Annotated in this window: 17 protein-coding genes and 2 pseudogenes; 6 read left to right on the top strand and 13 right to left on the bottom strand. The window is 42.0% G+C overall.

Features of this window, described 5'->3' with window-relative positions:
• Nucleotides 1-312: 312 nt before the first annotated feature.
• On the bottom strand, nt 313-1,101 hold the full coding sequence (gene cobM / locus GQR42_RS20245) for a precorrin-4 C(11)-methyltransferase (protein ID WP_158201350.1): 789 nt from the start codon (nt 1,099-1,101) through the stop codon (nt 313-315).
• A 37-nt stretch (nt 1,102-1,138) separates the two neighbouring features.
• Here cobM and GQR42_RS20240 point away from each other — a divergent pair, with 37 nt between their 5' ends.
• From GQR42_RS20240 to GQR42_RS20225, 4 genes are all read left to right on the top strand, one after another.
• Nucleotides 1,139-1,378, top strand: coding sequence for a hypothetical protein (locus GQR42_RS20240; protein WP_233271097.1), 240 nt, complete (start codon nt 1,139-1,141; stop codon nt 1,376-1,378).
• A 96-nt stretch (nt 1,379-1,474) separates the two neighbouring features.
• Nucleotides 1,475-3,232, top strand: a complete 1,758-nt coding sequence (gene dnaB, locus GQR42_RS20235; RefSeq protein WP_158202532.1) for a replicative DNA helicase — start codon at nt 1,475-1,477, stop codon at nt 3,230-3,232.
• 1 nt (nt 3,233) lies between these two features.
• Nucleotides 3,234-4,811, top strand: a complete 1,578-nt coding sequence (locus tag GQR42_RS20230; RefSeq protein WP_158201349.1) for a glycosyltransferase family 39 protein — start codon at nt 3,234-3,236, stop codon at nt 4,809-4,811.
• Between the two features lie 92 nt (nt 4,812-4,903).
• On the top strand, nt 4,904-6,220 hold the full coding sequence (locus GQR42_RS20225; protein WP_158201348.1) for a family 10 glycosylhydrolase: 1,317 nt from the start codon (nt 4,904-4,906) through the stop codon (nt 6,218-6,220).
• A gap of 551 nt (nt 6,221-6,771) precedes the next feature.
• Here the strand turns inward: GQR42_RS20225 and GQR42_RS20220 are convergent.
• Together GQR42_RS20220 and pyk are read right to left on the bottom strand one after the other, a co-directional pair.
• On the bottom strand, nt 6,772-7,239 hold the full coding sequence (locus tag GQR42_RS20220) for a 2,3-bisphosphoglycerate-dependent phosphoglycerate mutase (protein ID WP_257792596.1): 468 nt from the start codon (nt 7,237-7,239) through the stop codon (nt 6,772-6,774).
• 127 nt (nt 7,240-7,366) lie between these two features.
• Complete coding sequence (pyk, locus tag GQR42_RS20215) at nt 7,367-8,788, bottom strand: pyruvate kinase (protein WP_158201347.1); 1,422 nt, start codon at nt 8,786-8,788, stop codon at nt 7,367-7,369.
• 563 nt (nt 8,789-9,351) lie between these two features.
• On the opposite strand from pyk, the gene GQR42_RS20210 reads away from it, so the two are divergent.
• Nucleotides 9,352-9,939, top strand: coding sequence for a transposase (locus GQR42_RS20210; protein ID WP_158201346.1), 588 nt, complete (start codon nt 9,352-9,354; stop codon nt 9,937-9,939).
• A gap of 214 nt (nt 9,940-10,153) precedes the next feature.
• Nucleotides 10,154-10,600 carry an IS200/IS605 family accessory protein TnpB-related protein gene (locus GQR42_RS20205; RefSeq protein ID WP_233271096.1) on the top strand — a complete coding sequence of 149 codons (447 nt, stop codon included), beginning with the start codon at nt 10,154-10,156 and terminating at the stop codon, nt 10,598-10,600.
• 296 nt (nt 10,601-10,896) lie between these two features.
• On the opposite strand, the pseudogene GQR42_RS20200 reads toward GQR42_RS20205, so the two are convergent.
• From GQR42_RS20200 to GQR42_RS20155, 10 genes and pseudogenes are all read right to left on the bottom strand, one after another.
• Nucleotides 10,897-11,001, bottom strand: a pseudogene (locus GQR42_RS20200) (sigma factor-like helix-turn-helix DNA-binding protein); the annotation flags it as partial.
• A gap of 120 nt (nt 11,002-11,121) precedes the next feature.
• Nucleotides 11,122-13,104 (bottom strand): CARDB domain-containing protein, encoded by a 1,983-nt coding sequence (locus tag GQR42_RS20195; protein WP_158201345.1) that lies wholly within the window; start codon nt 13,102-13,104, stop codon nt 11,122-11,124.
• A 1,893-nt stretch (nt 13,105-14,997) separates the two neighbouring features.
• A pseudogene (locus GQR42_RS20190) lies at nt 14,998-15,840 on the bottom strand (vanadium-dependent haloperoxidase); the annotation flags it as partial.
• Between the two features lie 8 nt (nt 15,841-15,848).
• A protein-coding gene (locus GQR42_RS20185) for an IS630-like element ISMae29 family transposase (protein WP_158199234.1) occupies nt 15,849-16,987 on the bottom strand; the annotation gives its coding sequence in 2 pieces (ribosomal slippage) (nt 15,849-16,555 and nt 16,555-16,987; 1,140 coding nt in all).
• A gap of 71 nt (nt 16,988-17,058) precedes the next feature.
• A complete protein-coding gene (locus GQR42_RS20180; RefSeq protein ID WP_233271095.1) occupies nt 17,059-18,231 on the bottom strand; it encodes a CARDB domain-containing protein in 1,173 nt (390 codons plus the stop codon).
• Nucleotides 18,232-18,600: 369 nt separating this feature from the next.
• Nucleotides 18,601-19,449 (bottom strand): IS630 family transposase, encoded by an 849-nt coding sequence (locus GQR42_RS20175; protein WP_158199409.1) that lies wholly within the window; start codon nt 19,447-19,449, stop codon nt 18,601-18,603.
• Nucleotides 19,450-19,997: 548 nt separating this feature from the next.
• On the bottom strand, nt 19,998-21,659 hold the full coding sequence (locus GQR42_RS20170) for a GUN4 domain-containing protein (RefSeq protein ID WP_158201344.1): 1,662 nt from the start codon (nt 21,657-21,659) through the stop codon (nt 19,998-20,000).
• A gap of 111 nt (nt 21,660-21,770) precedes the next feature.
• A complete protein-coding gene (locus GQR42_RS20165; RefSeq protein ID WP_158201343.1) occupies nt 21,771-22,238 on the bottom strand; it encodes a hypothetical protein in 468 nt (155 codons plus the stop codon).
• A gap of 51 nt (nt 22,239-22,289) precedes the next feature.
• On the bottom strand, nt 22,290-24,302 hold the full coding sequence (locus GQR42_RS20160; protein ID WP_158201342.1) for a phospholipase effector Tle1 domain-containing protein: 2,013 nt from the start codon (nt 24,300-24,302) through the stop codon (nt 22,290-22,292).
• Nucleotides 24,303-24,622: 320 nt separating this feature from the next.
• A complete protein-coding gene (locus tag GQR42_RS20155; RefSeq protein ID WP_158201341.1) occupies nt 24,623-25,792 on the bottom strand; it encodes a DUF6014 family protein in 1,170 nt (389 codons plus the stop codon).
• Nucleotides 25,793-25,851 lie beyond the last annotated feature (59 nt).

Below are 25,851 nucleotides of genomic sequence, written 5' to 3'. Positions count from 1 at the left end.
ACAGATCTTATTGCCATCTACCAACTTGAAAATCTAGACTGTTTTTCTCGCTCTAACTCGCTTTACTTTTACCTTGGCAGGAATGGAGCAATCAAGGAAGTTAGGAACCTCCTGACGACAGTGAGGACAATACCAGTAGGCACGACTAGCCACAAGGTGACGAAGAGTAATTCCCGAACAAATAGGGCAGCTGTGCATGGATTGTCAGACTAATTTTAAAAACGTTTTTAAAATTGTCCTACCTCCTGAAATAATCCTAAACAAAATCGCCGCTCTTTAACTCTAACTTTAGGTATATTTCCCAGAAAATACTTAGGGATGAGGACGGAAAAGATGGGAATGTTGCGGGTGATAAAGTTGCGATCGAGTTCCGGTAATCTGGTTTAAAGCGGGACTAATGAGATAAAGGGTAGTTCTAGTTAAATTTTCTCGATGGGTTAATTTGGCCATCTCTGACAGGGGGACAACCCAGATTTTTTCGTCGGGCCAACCGAGACGGAAACAAACGGCCACCTGTTGCTCTGGCTGGTAGTATTGTAGGAGTTTTTCCTGGGCTTTGTCAACATGACGAGCGGCTAAATATAGGCATAAACTGGCTTTATGAGCGGCTAAAGAGGCTAAGTCTTCACTTGCTGGCATGGGAGAGGCTTTTCCTTCCACCCGGGTTAGAATAATTGTCTGGACTAATTCCGGAATCGTTAATTCTAGGGCCAATTTGGCCGCTAATCCTTGAAAGGCACTAATTCCGGGGATTAGCTGAAAGGGGATATCCGCTGCTGTCAAAAGATGAATTTGTTCTTGGATGGCACTATAGAGACTTAAATCCCCCGATTGCAGTCGCACCACCGCTAAACCCCGACGCACGCGATCGATCATTAAAGGGATAATTTCCTCTAGGGTGATGCTACTGGTGGGAATTAACTCGGCATCTTTACGAGTGTCCTCAAGCATCTGTTTGGGAACGAGGGAATCAGCAAAGAGGATAACATCGGCTTTTTGGAGAATTTTATCGGCTTTTACCGTCAATAATTCCGGATCTCCAGGGCCAGCACCAATAAAATAGACGGCCGGGGGGAGGGGAGAGAGGTCAGTTAAAGTCATACTAAATCCTGTTTAAAAGGGGTGTGGGGTGTCGGGTGTGGATTGTGGGGATGTGGGGATGTGGGGAAGTGGGGAAGTGGGGAAGTGGGGAAGTGGGGAAGTGGGGAAGTGGGGAAGTGGGGAGATGGGAATTATGAATTATGAAGTGGGGAAGTGGGAAAGTTGTCTCATCACCCTATCACCCCAAAACCCTATCACCCCAAAACCCTATCACCCCAAAACCCTATCACCCTATCACCCCAAAACCCTATCACCCTATCACCCTATCACCTCCTGACGACCGACGACCGACTCCTATCATTAACCTGAACATTTGTATTTAATTAGGGTGAAACTGACTATAATTAATGATAAAGCACAGTCAGCATTGACAATGATTAGCGATCAATCCCTCCCCCCCCAAAATATTGAAGCGGAAGAATCTATCTTAGGTGGTATTTTACTAGATCCAAAAGCGTTAGGTAGAATCAGTGATTTTTTAATTCCAGAAGCTTTCTATGTGAAAACCCATCAAGATATTTATCGTGCGGCGCTTGCTTTACAAGGGAAGGGAAAACCGACGGATTTAATGACGGTTAGCAGTTGGTTACAGGATAATTATCTGCTGGAAGAAATCGGGGGAATGCCGCGATTGTTACAATTAATTGAGCGCACTGTCTCGGCCGCTAACATCGATCGCTATGCTGAATTAGTGATGGATAAATATATGCGTCGTCAGTTAATTTCCACCGGGGGAGAAATTATCGAGTTAGCCAGGGATACGACGCTAGAATTAGAAAATGTTTTCGATGAATCGGAACAAAAGATTTTTCGTCTCACCCAAAAACGACCCCAGGAGGGTTTAATTTTTCTGGGGGATACTTTAATCGAAACTTTTAACGAAATTGAGAAGATGCAGGAGACGACCACTCTACCCGGTATCGAAACTCAATTTTATGATCTCGATGCGATGACCAGTGGTTTACAACCCTCGGATTTAGTTATTATCGCGGGTAGGCCTTCCATGGGAAAAACTTCTTTTGCTCTTAATATTGCCTATAATATCGCTCAACAGAATTTACCTGTGGCTGTCTTTAGTTTGGAGATGTCCAAGGAACAATTGGCCCAACGCTTGTTATCAAATGAGGCTAAAATCGAAAGTAATCGGATTCGCTCTGGTCGTTTGGGACAAAATGATCTAGAAAAGGTTCTTGGGGGACTAGAAAAGTTATTAAATTTACCCATATATATCGATGATAGTGCCAATTTAAGTGTAATTCAAATGCGTTCCCAAGTGCGACGTTTACAGGCAGAAAAAAAGGGACAAATGGGATTAGTTTTAATCGATTATCTGCAATTAATGGAAGGGGGAGGTGATAATCGCGTTCAGGAACTTTCCAAGATTACCCGCAGTCTTAAGGGTTTAGCTAGAGAAATTCATGCTCCTGTAATTGCTCTTTCTCAGTTAAGTCGCGCTGTGGAATCTCGTAATAATAAAAGACCGATGATGTCCGATTTACGCGAGTCGGGATGTTTAGCGGGTGATAGTTTAGTTGAGTTAGCCGATCCTCGTGCTAAAGTGCCAATTTGTGAGTTAGTTAATTGCTCTAATTTTACGGTTTTTGCTCTTAATGAGGAAACAATAAAATTAGAAAAAGCACTGGTAACTAAGGTCTTTTCCACAGGATTTAAGCCAGTTTTTCGATTAACAACTCGTTTAGGTCGCACGATTAGAGCTACAGCCAATCATAAATTTTTGACTGTCCACGGTTGGCAAAGATTAGATGAATTAAATATTGGTAATTATATCGCTTTACCTCGCTCTCTGAGTAATTCAGACCTAAGGTTTAATTGGGATGAAGTTATGGCAATTCAAGCGGATGGAGAGACAGAAGTGTATGATTTAACAGTAGATAAATTACATAACTTTATTGCCAATAATATCATCGTCCATAATAGTATCGAACAGGATGCGGATTTAGTTATGATGTTATACCGAGATGAATATTATAACCCCGATAGTCCCGATCGAGGTGTGGCTGAAGTAATTATTACTAAACACCGTAACGGTCCCACCGGCACAATTAAGCTACTTTTTCAACCAGAATTTACCAAGTTTCTTAATCTTAAACAAAGTCGCTCTAATTATTAAAATGCCAGCAACTATTAATTATAAAACTCCCAATTGGCTCTTAATACTTTTGGCAATTATCCTAACTCTCGGTGTGGTTTTTCGTTTCGCAAATATCGATAAAAAAATCTATTGGCACGATGAATCCTACACCACCATTAGAACCACTGGTTATCAAGCAAAAGAAATCGCTGATACTATCTTTCAAAATCGTCTTTTATCTACCACAGAATTAGGAAAATTTCAACAACTGAAACCCGAAAGTAATGTTTTTGATACGATTAAATCTCTTGCTAAAGAAGACCCTCAACACCCACCTTTATACTTTATTATCTCTCGCTATTGGGAAAAAATATTCGGTTTTTCTCCCGTTTCTTCCCGCAGTTTAGCGATTGTTTTTAGTCTGCTCTCTCTGCCATTTATTTACTATCTATCCCTAGAATTATTTGCAGCAAAGTTAACGGCAGTTTTAGCAGTAATTTTATTGGCACTCTCTCCAGTTGATATAATATTTGCTCAAATGTCCCGTCAGTATAGTCTTGTAGTTATGTTAACGATAATTAGTCAATTAATGCTGTTAAAATGCCTCAAAAAAAGAACTATTGTTAATTGGTCTTTATACACCTTATCTAATACTCTCGGAATCTACACCCATCTCTTTTTTATTCTCAACTTATTTGCTCAAGCAGTCTTGATAATTTGGTATCTTGTTATGAAACCAGAGCGAAAAAATAACTTGATATTTTTCCTGTTATCTGGGTTAACAATGATAATTTTATATATACCCTGGTTACAGGTTTTTTTAACTAACTCTCAAAGGGCCTTTAACTCCACCAGTTGGGCTGCCGTTAACTATCTCGATTGGGGATTGTTCGGTAAATTATGGCTCTTAACTTTTACTTGTCCATTTAGCGATAGCGATTTTGGTTTTAATAACATCTTCACCTATATATATAGACTAATTTTTTTAATCTTAATTATCTATGCTTTTTATCGAGTTTATCGCTACAATAACCCCATAGCTTTTACTTTTCTGATTACCTCAACCCTAGTACCTTTCCTAGCTTTAGTCATTCCCGATCTAATTTTTATCACCACTAGATCAACTGTCACCCGTTATCTAATTGCCTCCTTTCCCACTATCTATATAACTGTGGCTTTTTTCTTGTCACAATTGCTTAGTCAAAGTACAATTTTAGGTAAAATTATCTTGACTTTTTTGTTAACTACTAGTATGATATCGAACTTTAATAATGCTCTTTCCGAAACCAGTTGGGCAAAAGTTCCTAGTTATTGGAATGGCGAAGTTGCCAGAAAAATTAATGCTGTACCCAATGCCATTATTATCAGCGACGAAGGTAATGACTGGACTAACTTAGGTGATTTGCTTTCCCTTAATTATCCTCTTAATTCTGATGTACAATACTTCCTGACTACCAGTAACCCCGATACCGATAAGTTAAAAGAAGTCCTAGAAATTCCCCAGGTCAACTTATTTCTTTTTCGTCCTTCCAATCGGTTATTACTGGCCCTAGATCAATTCGATATTCGTCTTGATTATTTCTATCCTCAGGGTCAATTGTGGCGAGGGAAAAAATAGGTAAATATATATTTTGGGTCAATCTAGCCTCAAAGAGTTGAGCAAAGCTGGTATTATAACCAGTTAAAACCGTTAATCTTCACCTTAAAGAAATGACTTTTCTAATTCCGACTAGCGTTTGGCGGCAAATTCTTAAAAAGCTCCCTATACTACTATTCTTAGCATCTTTTCTCATAGTCCTACTCTTAGGCTATTTTTCTGCCGCTTTCTCTCAAAGTCGAGATCCTGATATCCGCGGTGTTTGGATTACCACCAACGATACTGCGATGCTGATGGACAGGGATAAACGACAACAAGCGATCGAGCAATTAGTTAATCTTAATTTTAATGCCATCTATCCCGTGGTTTGGAATTCCGGTTATGCTCTCTATCCCAGTGCGATCGCCCAACGGGAAGGAATACAGCCTTTTGTGCCTACGGGAGCGCAGGGACAAGATATCTTGGCAGAATTGGTGGAACAAACCCGTGGAAGGGGATTATTGGTCATTCCTTGGTTTGAATTCGGATTTATGGCCCCTCCCACCTCAGAATTAGCCTTAAAACATCAGGACTGGTTAACCCAAAAACGCGACGGGGGGACCACTTGGGTAGGGGCAGCCGGTGAGGTGGTGTGGTTGAATCCTTTCCGTCCCGAGGTGCAGAATTTTCTGCGGGAGTTAGTCTTGGAAGTGGTGGGACAATACGATATTAACGGCATCCAATTCGACGATCATCTGAGTTTACCCAACGAATTCGGCTATGATCCCTATACTATCGCTCTTTATCAACAGGAAACCGAAAAAACGCCTCCGGCTAACCCCCGGGATCCCGAATGGACAAAATGGCGCGCCGATAAAATCACCGCTTTTGTGGCTAATCTCAAAGAATCAATTGAGGCAATTAAACCGAATATACTGCTTTCGATCGCCCCTAATCCCTACGAATTCGCCTATAATGGTCATCTACAGGATTGGCTCGGTTGGGTGCGGCAAGGATTAGTCGATGAGTTAATCGTACAGGTTTATCGTCCCGATCTGCCCAGTTTTCTCAAACAATTAGAGCGTCCCGAAATTCAGGAAACTCAGCAAACTATCCCCACCGCTGTGGGAGTTTTAACTGGTTTACGCAATCGACCGATTGCCCTACCCTTGATTGAAGAAAAGGTATTGGCTGCTCGTCAACGGGGTTTAGGGGTGATTTTCTTCTTTTATGAAAGTCTTTGGCAGCAAGCTTTGGAATCTCCAGAAACCAGAAAAGCGGCAATTGAAGCGATGTTTTCGCAACCCATCACTCCCCGTCTTCCCGTGCTGGAAAATATTCCCTTAGTTAGTACGCCCGAACCTGTTTACCAGCCAAGACTAACCCCCACACCTCCCCCCTTAGCGCCGGACGGGATCGAAATTCCTGTAATTCCCCCTCCGGATAGTTAATAGCAATTTTTGCCCAGAAAAATTGCAGATCGAATCATCGAATTTAAGTCCCCCTTTTCCCCCTTTTTAAGAGGGATGGAAATGGGTACATCTCATTTTTGTCAATCTACTAAGTTATGATTTTTGGTTATTCGGTAGGTAGTATGCTAGGGACTCTTTGCCTATCCTAAAAACCTTATGGGTCAAGTCTGGTATTTGTGATTGCATAAGACAAACCGAAGAATCAAAGTTTGTTGCTGGGGTTAGGAGTCGGTCGTCGGTCGGGGAATTCAGGATAACATAAAATGACCTTGCTCGTCTGGAAGAAGACGAAAAAATCAGGGCAGAATTTGCTTACTGATAATTTTTCCTGTCGCATCGAGATCATAGACAATTGGAACTCCCGTGATTAACTCCAAACCGGGGACTTCTTCTGGGCTAAGATTTTCTAAGGTCATAATCATTGCCCGCAAGGAATTACCGTGGGCTGCCACTAAGACATGATCACCCTGTCGGATATGGGAGAGAATACGACTCTGAAAAAAGGGTGCAACCCGGGTGACGGTATCCTCTCAACTTTCACCTCCGGGAGGACGGGTAAAATAGGCTCTACGCCATTCCTTAACCTGTGCCTCTCCAAATTTAGCGGCAGTTTCGGCTTTATTCAAACCCTGTAAATCACCATAATAGCGTTCGTCGATGGACTGACTGGGAAAAATCGGAATTTCCTGGCTGGGATCACCGTCGTACCGATCCCAGCCGTGCCAATCAGGATCATCGCTATCGTGTTTAAAAATAGGGATTTTACCGGCGCGAATTTCATCACACTCAGTCAGACAAATTATTGCCGTTTCCATAGTGCGAATTAGGAGACTGGTAAAACAGACATCGATCGTGATCTTGGCTTCTTTCAGTTTACAGGCAGCGATCATGGCTTCAGCCCGACCGCGTTCACTCAAGGGAACATCGACCCATCCAGTGAATTTATTGGCCGCATTCCAAAGACTTTGGCCGTGACGAATTAATACAAGTTTTGACATAGGTTTTCTTGGGAAGTGGGGAAGTGGGGTGTGGGGTGTGGGGTGTGGGGTGTGGGGAGAATAAATAGAAATAATCTCCTATCTCCTATCTCCTATCTCCTGTCCCCTGACGACCGACTCCTAGAACTTACGAAATGGTGTGAATTTTGAGGAAATTGGTGCCTTTAGTTTTCTGCATGGGAATTCCCGCCATAATCAGGATTTTATCGCCCGATTGCGCTAGATTTTTCTGAAGTAGAATTGATTCCGTTTGCTTTAACACATCCTCAAAGACGGACACCTGATGATCGAGAAGAATCGGGATCACACCCCAGACTAGATTGAGACGGTGATAGACGCGTTTGTTGGGAGTCATGGCAATGACGGGAACCGAGGGACGTTCCTTAGAAGCCAGTAGCGAAGTGTAGCCGGAGGTGGTAAAAGTGACAATATAACGGAGATCAAGGGTTTGATCGATCGCCACTAAAGCCTCACTGAGAGCGTGAGTTTCATCGGACTCATTGGGGGGAACATTATCAAACTTCACATCCGCTTCCACATCATGGGCGATTTTGGCCAACATAGCCACCGCTTTGACGGGAAAATCTCCCACTGCTGATTCCCCCGATAACATCACCGCATCGGTTCCATCGATAATCGCATTAGCCACATCACTAGCCTCGGCTCGAGTCGGTCGGGGATTGTGAATCATGCTTTCTAACATCTGGGTGGCAGTGATGACGGGAATAGTTTTCATGTTGCAGAGTCTGATAATGCGTTTTTGCAACATGGGGACTTTTTCGGGGCTTAATTCTACCCCCAAATCGCCCCGGGCCACCATAATGCCGTCACATTCCTCGACAATTGACTCTAAATTTTTGATCGCCTGCGGTTTTTCAATTTTAGCTATCACTGGCACATCCCCATGATTTCTCTCGGCTAAAAATGCCTTAATCGCTTTGATATCTTCTCCTTTACGAACAAAACTGAGGGAAACCCAATCAACCCCCTGAGAAAGACCAAATTCTAGGTCTTGTTTGTCTTTTTCAGTCATGGAAGGTAAGCGCAAATTGAGACGGGGTAGATTAACTCCCTTGCGACTTTTGAGAATTCCTCCCTCCAACACTTGACATTTTAGCTCTTTTCCGTTAATTTCAACGATTTTTAGCTCTAATAAACCATCATCAAGGAGAATTTGCTCACCTAGCTGTGCTTCCTCGGCCAGATAGGGATAATCGATCGAAACGGTGTTCGGTTCTCCCCGATACTCATCCATGGGTACAAGGGTGAGATAATCGCCGTCGTTGATGGTAATCGAACCATTGGGGAGATGACCAACGCGAATTTTTGGCCCTTGTAAATCTTGCAGAAGAGTGATCGGATTGTCTAATTCTTGAGAAATTTGCCGTAAAAGGGTAACAACTCTCGCATGATCCTCGTAGCTACCGTGGGAAAAGTTTAGCCGCGCTACATTCATCCCCGCACCGATCATCTGCTTGAGGACTTCCGGCGAATTACTGGCAGGGCCGATCGTGGCTACGATCTTAGTTCTATGGGTAATAATTGACATGGAACCCTTACTAATCGATCTTGGGACGATTACATGATATTCACTTTAGGTTAACTAACGGTGAAGTGGAAAACAAATTAAGCTTTTCCACAGACTTGCAATCGCTCTGGGTCCTCTCCTTAGCCCTCAGGAGTCAGCTATCAGCGGCAACCGTTGAGAGCTTGAAAATCCGCAATACTTATGTTCTGACGGCAACCCTGAATGATTCAGTCGGAAAACTGGCTTTCACTATAGGTTGACACTCCCCGATCCAGAACTTTTTGATTTCAAAAAGGCCTAGGCACTCATGCAAAAGGAGGAATAAATAATCAGTCTTTAATAACCAGATTTAGTATTGTAAAGTTTCAATACAAATATGGTCATATATAGCCAGACATGGTAATATATAGACAGGAACCTATCAGACTAGGCAAAAAAAACAAGAATAAGTTATCGAACGGCTTGGAGGTGGTGGAAACAAGGGAATTTAACAGGCTATCAATTGCCTTCCGGTACAATTATCATAACGGATGACAACCCTTCAAAACCCGACGCTGAGTTAAAAGACAACGGATAATATAATAATGTTAGTAGCAGAAAGACACATTATCAAGAAAGGATATAGATTTTGGGCGGAGATAGATAATTTATCTTGGCAGTCTAAAAATCTCTACAACTCAGCTAACTATTTAATCCGACAAAACTTCATTTATGGCCATGGCTATTTGACCTATAATCAGATGGCCTCTCTGAGGTCAGAGACAGAACAGTATCAAGCGTTACCCGCTAAAATTTCCCAACAAGTTTTAAGAGGATTAGACAAAAACTGGCCATCATTTTTTGCCGCTTCATCGGAGTTTAAAAGTCACCCCGATAAATTTCTGGTCAAACCTAAAATCCCTGGCTATAAGGAGCCAAAAAAAGAAGGAAGAAATCTCTTAGTTTACACAATTCAAGCCATCAGCAAAGTAGGTCTTAAGCAAGGATTAGTCAAGCTATCAGGTACTTCAATTGCATTGCCGACGAGAGTTGCGGAGCGCCTAGCAGAAGTCAGAATAGTTCCTAAATGTGATTGTTATGTAATCGAGGTAATTTATGAGAAAACCGAACAGTTATTAGCTCCTAATGAAAAGATAGCTGCGATAGATTTAGGCATAGATAGGGTTGGCTGAATAAATCTAAAAACCTTGTTGGGTAAGACTTTTAGACTTTTTGTCAATCAAAAAGTACCGGATATGGGAGTGTTCGGGGGGAAAATTCAGATACTTTTTCCCTGAAAATTAGGTAATTGACACCCTCAAAATCGGTAAAACCCTACACCCCACACCCTACACCCCACACCCTACCCCCACGAAAAACTTTTTGCCGCAAACCCTAGATAATTTGATGGCTGTAACTTCAAATCAACCGGATTTTATACCTTTGTTGATTAATGGCAGACCGTTAAAAAGCCTGAATCAATTTTATAACCAACGTCGAGCTAAGTTACAATCTCTGTTAAAAGGTAATCGTCAAAGTTCCCAGAGGATTCGCCGTTTAACTCGCGGTCGAAATCAGAAAGTAGATGATTATCTTCATAAAGCTAGTCGTTATTTGGTTAAGCTCTTAGTTGACCAAGAGATAACAACTTTAGTAATTGGGAAAAATGACGGTTGGAAACAAGGAGTGAACTTAGGCAAAGTCAACAATCAAAAATTTGTGACCATCCCTCATGCTCGATTAATTGACATGATTATTTATAAATGTCAATTAGTAGGAATCAAAGTGATTATTCAAGAGGAATCCTATACCTCCGTTGCTAATTTTTTGAATTTAGACCCCCTACCAGTGTAGGGACAAACAACTGAAAAGCCAGTGTTTTCAGGAAAAAGGATTAAACGAGGTTTATATCGCACAGATAGAGGATTTCTTTGCCAATCTGATGTGATGGGTTCCTACAACATTTTGCGAAAAGCATTCCCAAATGCGTTTAACCGCTATGGGATAGAGAGGTGCGTAGTTCACCCAAGGAGAATCAATCTCTCGAAGTAAAAGTGAAGGGAATTTCTGAAATGGAATTCAGTCTGTCTATATTTGACTATACTTTTACTAACTATTTAACTCCCTAGTAGGGATATTCTGTTGGTGATCTAACGACGCAGTTTTTGCAACGCTTTCGACTCAATTTGTCGCACCCTTTCCAGGGATAATTCCAAAGTGCGACCGATATCACCTAAAGCATGGGATTTACCATTAAAATTTAGTTGGCAATTTTTCGGACATCGAGTCCTCAAATTGCCGCCCCCTGCACCTTCCCCACCGGTGCGTTGCCGAAGGGTGGGAACTGATGCAGGTTCGTTCAACTCGACATAATATTAGAAGACAGGCGGAACAGGCTGAAAGAAATTTGCCGCAACAAACTCGCCAACAGCTAACCCCATTTCAAAAGAATCAATACAAGCCTCATGGACGTGAACCCCGCCATAAATACGGCTGAGGGCATCTTCCAATCCCGCTTCATAGAAGCTATCGAAATTACGAACGACACCGGGAAGTTCTTGGGAGACAGCACTAAACACATAGTTGTCACCAAAATAGTCAGTCATCACTGCCGCAAATGCTCCCCCCATGGCGGAATGCCCTGACATATAATCCGGAAAGGGTGGGGAATTAACCCCCATTAATGGTGACAGCAAGGGCTTCCAATTGGGATCGCCCACCGTAGCATCTATCCCGTCATTAGCCGCAAATCCTCCGGCAATTACGTCATCGGGGCGAGGTTGGAGTTCCCTGTATTTGGCCTCCCAAGCAGTGATTACCGCATCTGCCAGCGCGGTATTTAACGCGGCAAATAGGCTGGCATCTTCTTGCAAGGTATTGCCCTCACTCACCGCAATTTCTTGAGCAATTTGGTTTAATTGACCGTAGGGACGGAAGGTATCAGGGCGGTCATAGGCAAAGAAAACAGCCATTTCTGTCTGGTCTTCCGTGCGTAAAGTGGTAGTGAGAGCAGTGTCTTGCAAGCCACCGTAGAGCCGGACTTCTTCAATTTCTTGGGCATACAATTCAGGCTCTGTGTCAGGACGGTTATCAAGAGTCACATCAAGTTGATTGTCCGCAACAAACTGGTCAATGTCCCCAATTGTCCAAGTATTTACTCCCCCCCAGTTGGCACCGACTGCTACCCCAGCAGTGGGGCCGGAGGTTTCTGGTCTCCAAACGTAGTCTCCCGGTGGCGGAGTGAAAGGTGTATTGTTGTTGGAACCATCATTAGCGCGTAAAGTGATGCTCTGATTGGCTACTAGAATGCCCAAATTAAACCCCCGGCTTTCAGCGGTGGCACTGTCCTTAATCTCCGCCAGAGAATTGGATAATTGCTGTGAGAACAAGCTATTTTGTCCAGATAATTGAGTGGAGAGAACTCGATAAGCAGCACCGACTGCCGCCATCCCCAACGAGGTATTTGTTGGTGCGTTCACATTTACAGCGTAGGAGGGATATAAAGTGTTGAAGGCATTGACCGTATCATAGACGGCAGTAGAAACTAGAGCCATTAAGCGAGAACCTACGGTCGGTGCGACTCCCCGCCCCGCTTTGCCCTCGGCTTGAACTGCATTTAAGGCGATCGCATTCCAGTCGATGACGGCATTAGTATTGAGTCCCGATACTAATTTACTGGTGACATTATTGGTTTCCAGTTGTTCGGCAATTTGGTTATTGGCATCAACTTGAGCGATGAGAAAGTAAGCCCCCGGAGCGATGACTGAAGTATTGTTGTCATACGTTAAGTCCAAGGTAACTGACTGCCCGGCGCTTAGGTTCAAGTTTGTGCTGACACTGGTGAGCAACGCATCGTTACTGTCAATCTCACCGTCAGTGGAAATGTACAGGTTGACAGTACTAGGACCACTGGCGAGCGCCTGTCCTTGATTGGTGACAATTACCTGTGCACTTCCAGTCGCGCCGAAGTCAACCGTAGTTGGCAAATTAATCGTGCCAAAACTGCCTACTAAATCTGGTAGTGAGACAGTTGAGGTAGAACTTGAGGTAAGAGTTGAGGTAGAACCTGAGGTAAGAGTTGAGGTAGAACTTGACTTTTGGTTATTGCCCTTGTTTGGTATCTGTTTTCCCTCAGTATCAAGTCCAATTGCATCTAAAAAATTAACTTTGTCCAAAAGCTCACTTAATTCTTTTGGGGAGAGAAGATTTAAATTTTTGCCACCTACAGTACTCTTTAACAACTCATCAATCTTACTGGTGGCGGTAGTTGGTAGCTCGTTCTCAGGTACTTTTTTCGGATCATCAACGGGTTTTTGTGACGATGACCCTTCGGTAGTTATAGGAGTGGTTGATGCCATAGATAGACAATAGGTGGGAAAAGAGTAAAGGTATTCAGGAGAAAAACCATTAAACCTTAAGTTGTTGGGTTCTTCGTTACTTGGATGGTTTGCCCGGGGGTCATAAATCGACTAAATCCTTATCTGGCAAGAGACTTAATTGATTAGTTCGTTCTAGAGCGAAAACAATTGACAAAAATCGCAGCAATGTCCGTCCCTATAAGAGTTTTATTCCTTATAACCCCGTCCCAGTGTCGGCACTATCTACGACCCAGGCTGATACGGCCAGGGTGAGAGCATCTCAAACGCTATTGACAATTGTCCAATTTTGTGATCCGCTTGCTGTGTGGGCATTTCAAGTGACACCAGTCAATCAGAATAGTTGCGAAATCGACCCATCTGGTCGATTTTTGCTTAACAATTGAGATGGCAAATTCTCCTCAAATATGCCTGAATTGCCCTCTGGTTAAGCAACTGACATAAAGTTCATTTTGCCAAGGATTGTTAAGATTGGCAGTGAGTTCAAAAACAAGTTTTTCCGCAGTTTTCATCTTCTTACGGCAGATATACTAACAACCTTGATTCTCGCTGTCTGACTGATTGACAACTTACTCATACCACTATGATAGCTTAAGGTTTGAGCAAGTTTAATCAGGTTTGACCAGGTTTAGATAAATTTTTGTGAACTGCCGTCAGCCCTTCAGAGCCAAACCGATGTCACCGTCAGTGGAAATGTACGGTTTTGACAGTACAAGGCCTGCGGGCGATCATCCGTCCTTGATTGGTGACAATTACGGCGGCAATTGCAACTTGGGTCGCACGATTCAGTGATATGTCTCACATAAGTAGGGTCTGCTGAAAAAGTTTTTCGTGGGGACAGGGTGTGGGGTGTGGGCTTCGGCCGTGAGAATTCGGCGTGAGCTTTTGTCGAACGCTCAGCCGAACGGGTGTGGGGTGTAGGGTTTTAGCGATTTTGAGGACGTTCGGCGAGATCAGTCGAGCCGGGGTCAATTACCTAATTTTCAGGGAAAAAGTCCCTGAATTTTCCCCCCGATCACTCCCAGATCTGGTACTTTTTGATTGACAAAAAGTCTAAAAGTCTTACCCCCCAAGGTTTTTAGATTTATTCAGCAACCCCTAATACCAAATTTCTAAATCCATGACAGACATCCACGCTCGAATGCTTGCCAAGCCTGCATTCGTTGTGACGCGAATAAAGAAAAATGGTATCCTATTGGTGATTTTCTCTCACTTAAGGTGAGCAGCAGAAGTTGTTCAAAGAGGGCGAAGGCAATTCGCCCCTACAATAATATTATTTCGCCAATGGTAGGGGCGCACCGCGTGCGCCCAAAATGTCATCTGGATATTTCGACAAAATTGAGATGCACCAGGCATAACCATCTCTGTCATTACTTTTGAAAAATGGTATAAGTAGTCGTGCAAAATTAATTTCCTAGTGGAGACTCCGAGACAGTTATCAGTTATCAGTTAGTCAGTTATCAGTGGGTAAGTTAAGCTGTTGACTATCCAAATTACGGTTCTTCGGTTTGTGTTATGCAATGAACGAGGTTATAAGGGATGAAACCATTATCGAGAAAGACATTGCTGCGATTTTTGTCAATTGTTTTCGCTCTAGAACGAACTAATCAATTAAGTCTCTTGCCAGATAAGGATTTAGTCCATTTATGCCTCCCGATCAAACCATACCAAGTAACGAAGAACCTAAATTACTTGTTAAGAGTGTGATGTGTAATTAATTTTGCTTAGGTACTTATCAAAAATCAGGATACACCTAAAATTTAGCTGGCAATTTTTCGGACATCGAGTCCTCAAATTGCCGCCCCCTGCACCTTCCCCACCGGTGCGTTGCCGAAGGGTGGGGACTGATGCAGGTTCGTTCAACTCGACATGATATTAGACAGGTGGCTGAAAGAAATTTGCCGCAACAAACTCGCCAACAGCTAACCCCATTTCAAAAGAATCAATACAAGCCTCACGGACGTGAACCCCGCCATAAATACGGCTGAGGGCATCTTCCAATCCCGCTTCATAGAAGCTATCGAAATTACGAACGACACCGGGAAGCTCTTGGGAGACAGCACTAAACACATAGTTGTCACCAAAATAGTCAGTCATCACTCCAGCAAATGCTCCCCCCATGGCGGAATGCCCTGACATATAATCCGGAAAGGCTGGCGAATTAACCCCCCCCTTTAATGGTGACAGCAAGGATTTCCAATTGGGATCGGCCACCGTAGCAGCTATCCCGTCATTAGCCGCAAATCCTCCAGCAATTACGTCATCGGGGCGAGGTTGGAGTTCAGTGTATTTCTCTTTCCAAGCGACAGTTACCGCATCTGCCAGCGCGGTATTTAACGCGGCAAATAGGCTGGCATCTTCTTGCAAGGTATTGCCCTCACTCACCGCAATTTTTTGAGCAATTTGGTTTAAATGCCCGTAGGGACGGAAGGTATCAGCCCGGTCATAAGAAAAGAAAACAGCCATTTCTGTCTGGTCTTCCGTGCGTAAAGTGGTAGTGAGAGCAGTGTCTTGCAAGCCCCCGTAGAGCCGGACTTCTTCAATTTCTTGGGCATACAATGTAGGATTTGTGTTGGGACGGCCATTAAGAGTCACATCAAGTTGTTTTTGCGAGACAAACTGGTCAATGTTGCCAATTGTCCAAGTATTTACGCCCCCCCAGTTGGCACCGACTGCTACCCCAGCAGTGGGGCCGGAGGTTTCTGGTCTCCAAACGTAGTAGTCTGTCAAGTTTGAATTGAGGGATAGAGTTTTTTTAACTTAATACGAGCATCAGCAGTAGTAAATCTCCAGTCAACTGAATTTGACTTTTCATTTCGATTTTCTTCCCATGCCTTAATTTCTTGTTTTAAACTATCCATGTCTGGGATACGACGATCGAGACATTGACGATTCAAAACGCTCAACTCAATTTCTGCCATATTTAACCAGCTGCCATGTTTGGGAGTGTAATGAAATTCGAGTTTATCTAAAATTCTCTTGGCCTCTTCCGGTTCAAAGGCTTTATATAATGAGGCTTTTACATGAGTATTTAAGTTGTCTTGAATTACTCTAATTTTCTGGGCATCGGGATAACGCTCATCAACTAAATATTTCATTTGGTGTGCATAATCGCTCGCCGTCCTTTGTTGTGTAACTTCTACATGTCGCCAACCTTGTAATGGTTCAAAAAACATAAACATATTGGCTACACCATTACGCTCATATTGATAGTCATACCTTTCTGGTTCTCTCGGTTCGGCTGGTATTTTCTCTTTTGTTTCTTTGACTAATTGTTTACAACTCTCATCAAAACACAGCCAAGGATTTTGCTGGTCATACTCACTATGATAAATATCCAAGACATCTTCCATCGCACAGACAAACTCCGCTGATTCTTTTGGGGGAATGACCCATGATTGATTCAGCCATGGTTTCAATTCATTTTTTTTAAGGTTTTTCTGATGGTTTCTCGTGATATTTTTTCCACATATTCAAGTTCGACCATTTTATCTGCCAGCATTTGAAGTGTCCATTTTGCTCGTCCCGTTGGTGTTTCACTACAAGCGATGGCAATCAGATATGCTTCCTTTTCCCCATCGATAATTTTGGCACGGCGATGTTCTTGCTTTTTTCGAGTTAATGATGATTCAATTCCTGACTCGACAAATCTTTGTCGTACTCTCTCAATGGTGGCTTGAGCAACATTTAAGGCTTCACTAATTTTCGAGTCAGTCCAACCACCTTCCTGTTGATTGATGTCTGCTAAAAGTAGTATTCTGGCATGGTTCATTTTGTAAGCTGCTATTTTTCCTTTCTTGGTTAGCTGCTCGAGTTCAGTTCTTTCGGAGTCTGTTAGATCTACAATATATTTTTTCTTCGGCATTTTTTTGTCTGAAGTTGGATAACTTCTTCCAGATTAGCTCTTTTTTTATCCCTCAAAACAAAATTGATGCTCTAGTAGTCTCCCGGTGGCGGAGTGAAAGGTGTATTGTTGTTGGAACCATCATTAGCGCGTAAAGTGATGCTCTGATTGGCTACTAGAATGCCCAAATTAAACCCCCGGCTTTCAGCGGTGGCACTGTCCTGAATCTCCGCCAGAGAATTAGACAATTGCTCTGAGAACAAGCTACTTTGTCCAGATAATTGAGTGGAGAGAACTCGATAAGCAGCACCGACTGCCGCCGCCACCAACGAGGTACTCGCTGGTGCGTTCACATTTACAGCGTAGGAGGGATATAAAGTGTTGAAAGCATTGACCGTATCATAGACGGCAGTAGAAACTAGAGCCATTAAGCGAGAACCTACGGTCGGTGCGACTCCCCGCCCCGCTTTGCCCTCGGCTTGAACTGCATTTAAGGCGATCGCATTCCAGTCGATGACGGCATTAGTATTGAGTCCCGATACTAATTTACTGGTGACATTATTGGTTTCCAGTTGTTCGGCAATTTGGTTATTGGCATCAACTTGAGCGATGAGAAAGTAAGCCCCCGGAGCGATGACTGAAGTATTGTTGTTATACGTTAAGTTTAGGGTGACTGACTGCCCGGCGCTTAGGTTCAAGTTTGTGCTGACACTGGTGAGCAACGCATCGTTACTGTCAATCTCACCGTCAGTGGAAATGTACAGTTTGACAGTACTAGGACCACTGGCGAGCGCCTGTCCTTGATTGGTGACAATTACCTGTGCACTTCCAGTCGCGCCGAAGTCAACCGTAGTTGGCAAATTAATCGTGCCAAAACTGCCCACTAAATCTGGTAGTGAGACAGTTGAGGCAGAACTTGAGGTAAGAGTTGAGGTACGACCTGAGGTAAGAGTTGAGGTAGGACTTGAGGTAAGAGTTGAGGTAGAACTTGACTTTTGGTTATTGCCCTTGTTTGGTATCTGTTTTCCCTCAGTATCAAGTCCAATTGCATCTAAAAAATTAACTTTGTCCAAAAGCTCACTTAATTCTTTTGGGGAGAGAAGATTTAATTTTTTGCCACCGAGAGCAGTCTTTAACAAGTCATCAATCTTACTGGTGGCGGTATTACTATTTGGTATTTGCTCGTTCTCAGTTATTTTCTTCTGATTATCAAGGGTGTTTTGTGACGATGACTTAGGGGTAGTTACCATAGTGGTTGATGCCATAGATGGGCAATAGGTGGGAAAAGAGTAAAGGTATTCAGGAGAAAAACCATTAAACCTTAAGTTGTCGTTGCGCTTCAGCGCCAAACCGATGTCACCGTCAGGGGAAATTTATAGTTTTGACAGTACCAGGACTGCTGGCGATCTCCTGTCCTTGATTGGAGACAGTTACCCCTGCATTTCCCTGATCTGTTTAAACAGGGTGACAAAACGGGAATCATGGGCGCAATTCGAACTTGAGTCGCACAATCCAGTGATTCTACTCACACAGGATAAGCGATGGAATAGGTAATGTCAATCGATGTTTACGTCTTTAGTCATAGATTTTTATCAATGACTAAAGTTATAGTTATTTCAAATAAGAACGAGACACTAGGCGACACAATAAGTACGAATAATTTCATCAAGGGGTGTCCCCACAGGAGCATACATTCTTGCCCTCTTTAATGCACTAAAATCATGTTCGATATCATTTAAATCAGGAGAGTATTTTGGCAAAAACACTACCTGATGACCTGCTTCCTCTACCAGTTGTCTAATCACTGTCTTCCGATGAATTGGTGCATTATCCATAATTAATACTGATGTTATGGCTAGAGAGGGCAATAAATATAAAGATAACCACCCTTCAAAACCTTCGGCATTCAGGCTTCTTGTAAATACCATCGGGGCAATAAAGTCTTTTTTTCCCTTTCTTCTCCCGGCCACAAGGTTCTCTCTTTTTCCTCGTTTTCCTTGTCTATCTCCCAATACTTTCTTACCTTTTTTTGACCAGGCATAAAGGCAGGCTTGAAATTCTTCAAACCCTGACTCATCAATGAATACAAGGCTTTCACTTCCATATGTTTTAATCAATTCTCTCAGCACTCTGTAGTATTTCATTCTTTCTTCTCGGTTTCTTTCTCTATAACGAAGTTCCTTCTTTTTTCTGGTAATTTTCATTTTTTTTAAGGCATAGCAAATGGCACTTGGTCTCACTCCAAACTTCTCGGCTCTGTCTCTTAATCTTGCCTCGGGATTTTCTTGGACATCTTTTGACAGTGCTTTCCAGTCCAGCTTTCTCTGACGGTGTTTTACCTTTGTTGCTTCCAGTTTTTCCCTACCTAGCCATCTATATATCGTCGCTCTTCCTATATTAAATAGAGCGGCGGCTTTGGTTATGCTTCCCCCATTCTCTACATAATCGATTACTTTTTTTCTCAAGTCTAGGCTATAAGACATTTTTCTATATGGGTTGCTCGTTTCTCTTTATTTTACCTTATTTTTCCCTCGTCTCACACTTATTTGAAATGACTATAATCCATACCTATAGATATAGGTAGGGTCTGCTGAAAAAGTTTTCCCTGGGGGCAGGGTGTGGGGTGTGGGGTGTGGGGTGTAGGGTTTTACCGATTTTCAGGTGGTCAACTACCTAATTTTCAGGGAAAAAGTACCTGAATTTTCCCCCCGATCACCCCTAGCTAAGGCACTTTTTGATGGGAAAAAAGTCTAAAAGTATTATCCAACAAGGTTTTTAGATTTATTCAGCAGACCCTAGGTATGGGCTACTTATAAGGACAGGCAAAAGGCTTCGGCCGTGATCTCAGCGTTCGACCGAGCGTTCGACAAAAGCTCACGCCGAAGTCTCACGCCGAGGTCCGAACGGGTGTGGGGTGTAGGGAAGGAAACCTCTTTCATCTCTGGTGGTGAAAATTTTGGCGTTGCTGATTTGAGATATGAATCTTTTTTTACGGTATTTGTGAACTACTCTCAAATCCGTTGAGAGTAGTTCACAAGTCAGACAGAGGAATAATTCCACAGGCTTGAATTTTGCTTAAAACCAGGTGAAGTTGCCACAATAACCAATTGCCAACTCTCCAGAAAGCTAGGGAGTTTTGATTGTCAGCAACCTCGGCAGATGGGTAACAAAGATTTTCTTCAAAAATCAACCAATGAACGGGTAAATGACCGAGGGGAGAATTCGGCTCTAATTGAAAGTTTAGTTGCTCATAATTGAGCCATTGACCCTGCTGCCGCCAACCTAGGCGATCGCCAAGTTTCTTTTGGGTTTCATAATCCACTAAACCACCGAGACTAGAGAAAATGGCTTGCTGAATACTAAACCCGAAATGACCATTACTATAATGAAGCCAAAGTTGATCAATTTTTTTCAGATCCGAACAAGGTAATTGAGCAATATCTTGGGGATAAACCTCATTCCAGTAGGTCTTACCCAAGATTTTTAATAGTAGTTTGGTTGTTTGGCGATCAGCCGCTTGCCACTGTTGCTTTCTTAGCAAATCTTGTAATTGATTATAATCAAGATCAGCCGATTCTTGAGTCAAGATATTTGGGGAAGTCGGGGGATTTTTAGAACTAGAAGATTTGTGAAGATTGTTTTGAGTGAATTGAGAGACAACTATTGCCAGGGGAGTTTTCGGGATAGCGTCTTTTTGACAAACCTCTTGTTCTGCTAAATGATCAGATAATTTATTGATGGTTTTTTCTAGGGAAATAAATTGTTCTGACCATTCACTTTCATTGAATAAGTAATCATTAAATTGATCAGAGGAAAAAGCCTCTTTTAACCTTGCTTCTTTCTCGTAACCATTCGCCATAAAATTTAGCAAAAACTCAGAATTTATGGCGGAATCTGATGTTTCTAAGAGATTAGGCTGAGGTGGAAAAATATTATCTACCAAATACTTAATTTCTCCAACTGTTGCATAAAATTCTTCGTCCACCTTAATGACTTCTTCTATTAATAATTGAAAAGGAGCAAAATAGTCCTGTAGGTAGGTTTCAAAATTAATCGCATTTTGGGCAAGATCAGCAATTTCTTGGCGAACTCGTTGAGATTTGAGTTGATAATGATTCAATTCCTCATAAATTTTGAGTTCTTGAATAATTGCTTGCACAATTTTTTTCTGCTTTTGAGTATCCTCGGCTAATTTCTGAACTCCTTCTCCTAGTAATTTAGTTTTTCTCAACATCAAAAAAGATGTTTTTCCCAGTAGCAAAATTGCCCGAAAATTTTCCTGTTTTTCTAGCTTGAGTTGATTGAGAATATTTTGATTATTATTATTTTTAATTTCTAACTTTATTCTCTCGTAGTCTAAGATTTTTAATTCTTGATATTTTTGGGAAAATAAAATTTTGAGATTGTCACTCAGTTGTAGTAAAAAACGATAATATCCGTCTTGATAGATTTCTAGTCCGTTAATTAATAAATTATAGTCTTTAATTAATAACTGAGTCTCAATCAAGATTTCTTGTTGAGTAATTTTTTCTTTTCGTTTAATAATCTTACCAAAATAGTAATGGTAGCGAACTCCTTCTTGAATTAATTTCCGACGTTCCTTGATGATTTTCTGAAAATTCTTTAAGTATCTATTTTTAAAAACAGGAAGTTGATAGCTTTGCTCATAAATGGCAATTGTTTTATAGGTCATCAGCTGTTGAGAGTTCCTATTTAGCATAGCTATCTTAGACCAAAAAATTCCTCAGTACTTAGCAATAATCATCCGCTGCTCCCAGCTATTGCAAGAGGGAGCAATACCTAATTAAACATTTTCAACTTCAACAACAACTGGTTCCTTTTCAACAACTGGTTCCTTTTCAACAACTGGTTCCTTTTCAACAACTGGTTCCTTTTCAATGACAACTGTTTGAGGACTTTCAGGAGTTGGCTCAGTTACTGTTTCTTGCTGCTTTACTGTCTGTTCTTGATGGTCAGTCAAGTATTTTTTGGTTTTTAATTTCAGGTCATCCGTCAGAGGTAAAGCATCAATTTCAGCTAAAAGTGTTTCCAGGGATTCTTTTTTACTTCGCTCAGTGTAAAAAGCATTCAGAACCGCTTCAATTCCGTACTGAGCGATCGCATCTCCTAAGACAGTAACCAACCCCATCGCTCCAATACCCAGAAAAACTACAAAGGGTTGTCCGAGGGTCACAATTAGCACGATCACAGCAATAATAGCCGAAGCTAAATAAGTACCTGCCACTTTTTTGATAATGTTATCGAGTTCCATAAAAATCACCTCAAATTTTTAGCGAAGGATTAATTTAATTTTAAAGCAAGGTTAATCTGTCTGTTGATCGCCGTCAAGTAAAGCTTGAAGAAAAGGTTCAAGACTTTTGGGACGATAATCGGAAAAAGCCTTTAATCGTTTTACCACACTGTGATGAACAGTGACAACTTTTGTATTGAAATATCGCCATTGCTCACCTCCCAAGGCCGACAATCCTTTAACAGTATTATCGAACTTGATGGTCGGGTCTAGTTTAATTGGGAATTCCTCAAATTCAGAGGTGGTTGAATCAAACTCTAATCCCAATTTTTTGGCTTGATTAATCATCCATTGTAAGGGGTAGTCGGAAAGTCCTTGATATTCTTTTTTGCCACCACCTAGACAGGTATGTTCACCGACAAATAAAACTTCTTTGACAACTTGTTCAGGATTTTCGGGATTGGCTTTGATCGGAGTGGAAGGGAAGTTTTTACGTTTTTCATCAATGGCAACAGCATGAAAAGCATTTTGGATAATCGGACTTAATGTTGTGTTACTAAATTCATATTTTTTATGATAAAACTTAGCTAGGGGAAACCAAGGGGTTAAATCAGGAATACCAAAATGACCAACTGTATCCCAACAACCTAACATCTTGACTGGAATACGATCTTGAAAATCTTCCTTTTCTGTCTCAATTTTTTTGGCATTAGCGGCACGAAATTGTTTAGCTTTGGCACTATCGGAACTAACGGTGTGGTCTCGATATAGTTGATAAGCTAGGGGAATTTCTTTAATCTTAGAGCGTTTTAGGATTCCACATTTATCGATAAAACTAGCCAAACAACGAACGATATATGCTCCTCGACTAAAACCTAACAAATAAATTTCATCCTCGCTTGTGGGATTATAGTTAAGGACAAGAAAACGATAGGCATCTTGAATCATCCGATCAAGGCCCCAGCCAAAAGTTTCATTCCCTAAACTTTTAATAAATTCGTTATCTTCGGCGCTGCCAGAACCTGACAAAAAGACGATTTGATGGGTTTGATCCTCGGCAATATACTTAATAGATTCGGCGAATTTAACCACATTGGTGGGGTAAGCACTGGTAGAGTCTTCCCAAGAACCATCACAACAAATAATTAACCGTTTTTTCTGGTTTGAATAAGTCAGGATATCTGGTGCAGAAATTGCCGTTTTAGTAATCTCCTCAATTTCATTGCTGGCAAGAGCAGCTTCTGCGGCAATTATAATTGATTCTGGATTCTCTTCCCGGGAAGGTTCTTGATGTTCGGCTGGAGCATCCTGTTCAACCACTTCTTCTGCTTCAAGGGAGTTAAAAATTTCGTTGACCATTGTTATCCTTTTCACATTCCTTCTAGCTTTACTGCTAGTCTGAACTTTTGATTTAGGGATCGAGGTCGGTTTAGAGGGAAGACTATCTAGTTGCCAGGTTGTCCCATAAAGAATACCATGATTGCTATAACTTGTTTGATCCTCGGCACTGCCATTGAGTGATAAATAAGTAACTAAACCAAGGTCATCAACTAAGGGAGATTGATACATCGCTTCTTGGATTTCTTCTTGGCTACGCGCTTGATTCCAAACAGAAACTTCTGCAAGACAACCTTGCCAATAATGGGAGAGATTAACAGAGGCTCCCAAGATGATTTTTTCAATCCCCGTTAAGGCACGGTTATGACCGTTGCCACGATGCCAAATGATCCCATTGCGATAGATCAACATTCGGCCTGTGGTCGCATTTTTAACAAAGGCCCAGTGAGTCCAATCACTATAATCTTTAAGCTTGACTTTTTTTTCAATTCGATCGAAACCTTCTTCATTTCCCGCATCCCAAAAAATTGCAGGTTTCACGGGATCACCCCAAGGCAGGGTAATATGTAGAACGCGGTTATTCTCCTGATTAACAGCTTCTAAAAAAGTCGTTTCTGTAGCTAAATTATTTTCCCCTTTTGCCCAAAATGTAATGGTAATACTCTGATCGATGTCAAGAAATCCGTGGGATAGATCAATATGATCATCGATGCCATTAAATTTTAGTACAGAGCGTTGTTCAGCCATTGGTTTTGTAATCGCCCAGGGGAGAAAGGAGTAATCAGGGGTTCAGGGACTCTGACTAATAAGAGACTTATCTATCTGTCGTGATTTCCCAGAATGCTACCCCCTAGCTTAACACATTTTAGTTATCTAGCGATATATATAAATAAATGTGTAGGAGTCAACGACTAATATTCCCGGGCCGGCACTTGCTGTGGCGAGAAACTCAGGGGAGTTGACCCCAATCCCTATCGCCATCAAGTAGTAGAGACCTAGGCTTTGGAGGGATGCTCATGGCTGATGGACATCCCTCCCCGGGCCGATTATCAGCAAACCCTAGGTACTTATTGTAACTCTGACCAAATTCCGCGGCATCGCTCTACAATTAGTCCTTGAAAAATTAATTGGGTTGCGGGATGAATATCCACTTTATACAGAGCAAAAAGACCTGTTAAACTATTTAGATTCAACTCCCTTCGCGTTAGAGATAAAGCTTTTGTTCGGTGCATTTCCACCGCTTTTAGTAAGCCTGGATAACTGACATTACGCAGGGCCAATTGACCATTTTTTGTGAGATAAATAGCATCATTCTGCAAGAGATATTCCAAACTGATCAAACTAGCGTGGACGTCCACATCTTTTTCTAAACCCCCTAAACGGTGAGCATCCAAACCAAAGCGAATGCAGAAATTAACAGCGACTAATTTTCCCGCTTCTTCGGCAGGTAAAGCACAGTCGGCAAATTCAAAGCCTAAACTATCTGAGCGCCACTCCTCGACTCCGGCATAGGTATAGTTTTGAAACAGTTTATTTTTGAGTTTTAAGTCAAATCCTAACCCACTAGCATGACCCGCTTCATGGAATTGGGTATCGAGATGACGATAGCGTTCACCATTAATTTGATCCTCCAGGGGTCCTAATAGCAAATCGGCCGTTTCTGGCTCAAAAATTTTTCGGATACATTCGTAGCTAGAACCAGAAAAGCGTCTTTTTTGCTCACTGGCATTATTTAAAGCTGGTCCCTGAACACTATTGGGAAAAGTCCACCTATGGGGAACGATAAAAGCCTCCCCCTTTTCACCTTTAACCGTGCCACAACTAGCAATTTCAGTAAAGGACAAATTTCTGGGAATCGGTTGTCTTAGACTGCCAAATTTTTCACGAGTCAAGCTTTCTAGTTGTTCGATAGAAGGTTGACTATTTTGGTGGATTTTTCCGTAAATTGCACTCAAAGTGAGTTGTCGTTCTCCCTGACGATTGATGCGATAGGGAGCAATCATCAGAAAATAACCATTTTTGCCGATAAAATTCAGATTAATGAAATCTTCTGATAAAATGCTCCAGTCGTTGGTTTCCAAAGCTGCTGCTGTTTTCCAGAGCCACTGAGCCGGAATTTCACAGCTATCTGCTTCCTGTTGACGCAGTTTTTTCGCCGCGATTGCAATTTTATTTTGCTCGATATCTTGGACGATTTCTTGGAACAACTGTTGTTGATTAACCAGGGTTTGATTCATTTTTGGGGTAGCTAAGTTGGTGTAATGGTTTAACGTTGTTTGTTGACCCGTCTCTCATT

Source organism: Microcystis aeruginosa FD4, assembly GCF_009792235.1.
Classification (GTDB): domain Bacteria; phylum Cyanobacteriota; class Cyanobacteriia; order Cyanobacteriales; family Microcystaceae; genus Microcystis; species Microcystis viridis.
This window is presented reverse-complemented; position numbering and strand designations above follow the sequence as displayed.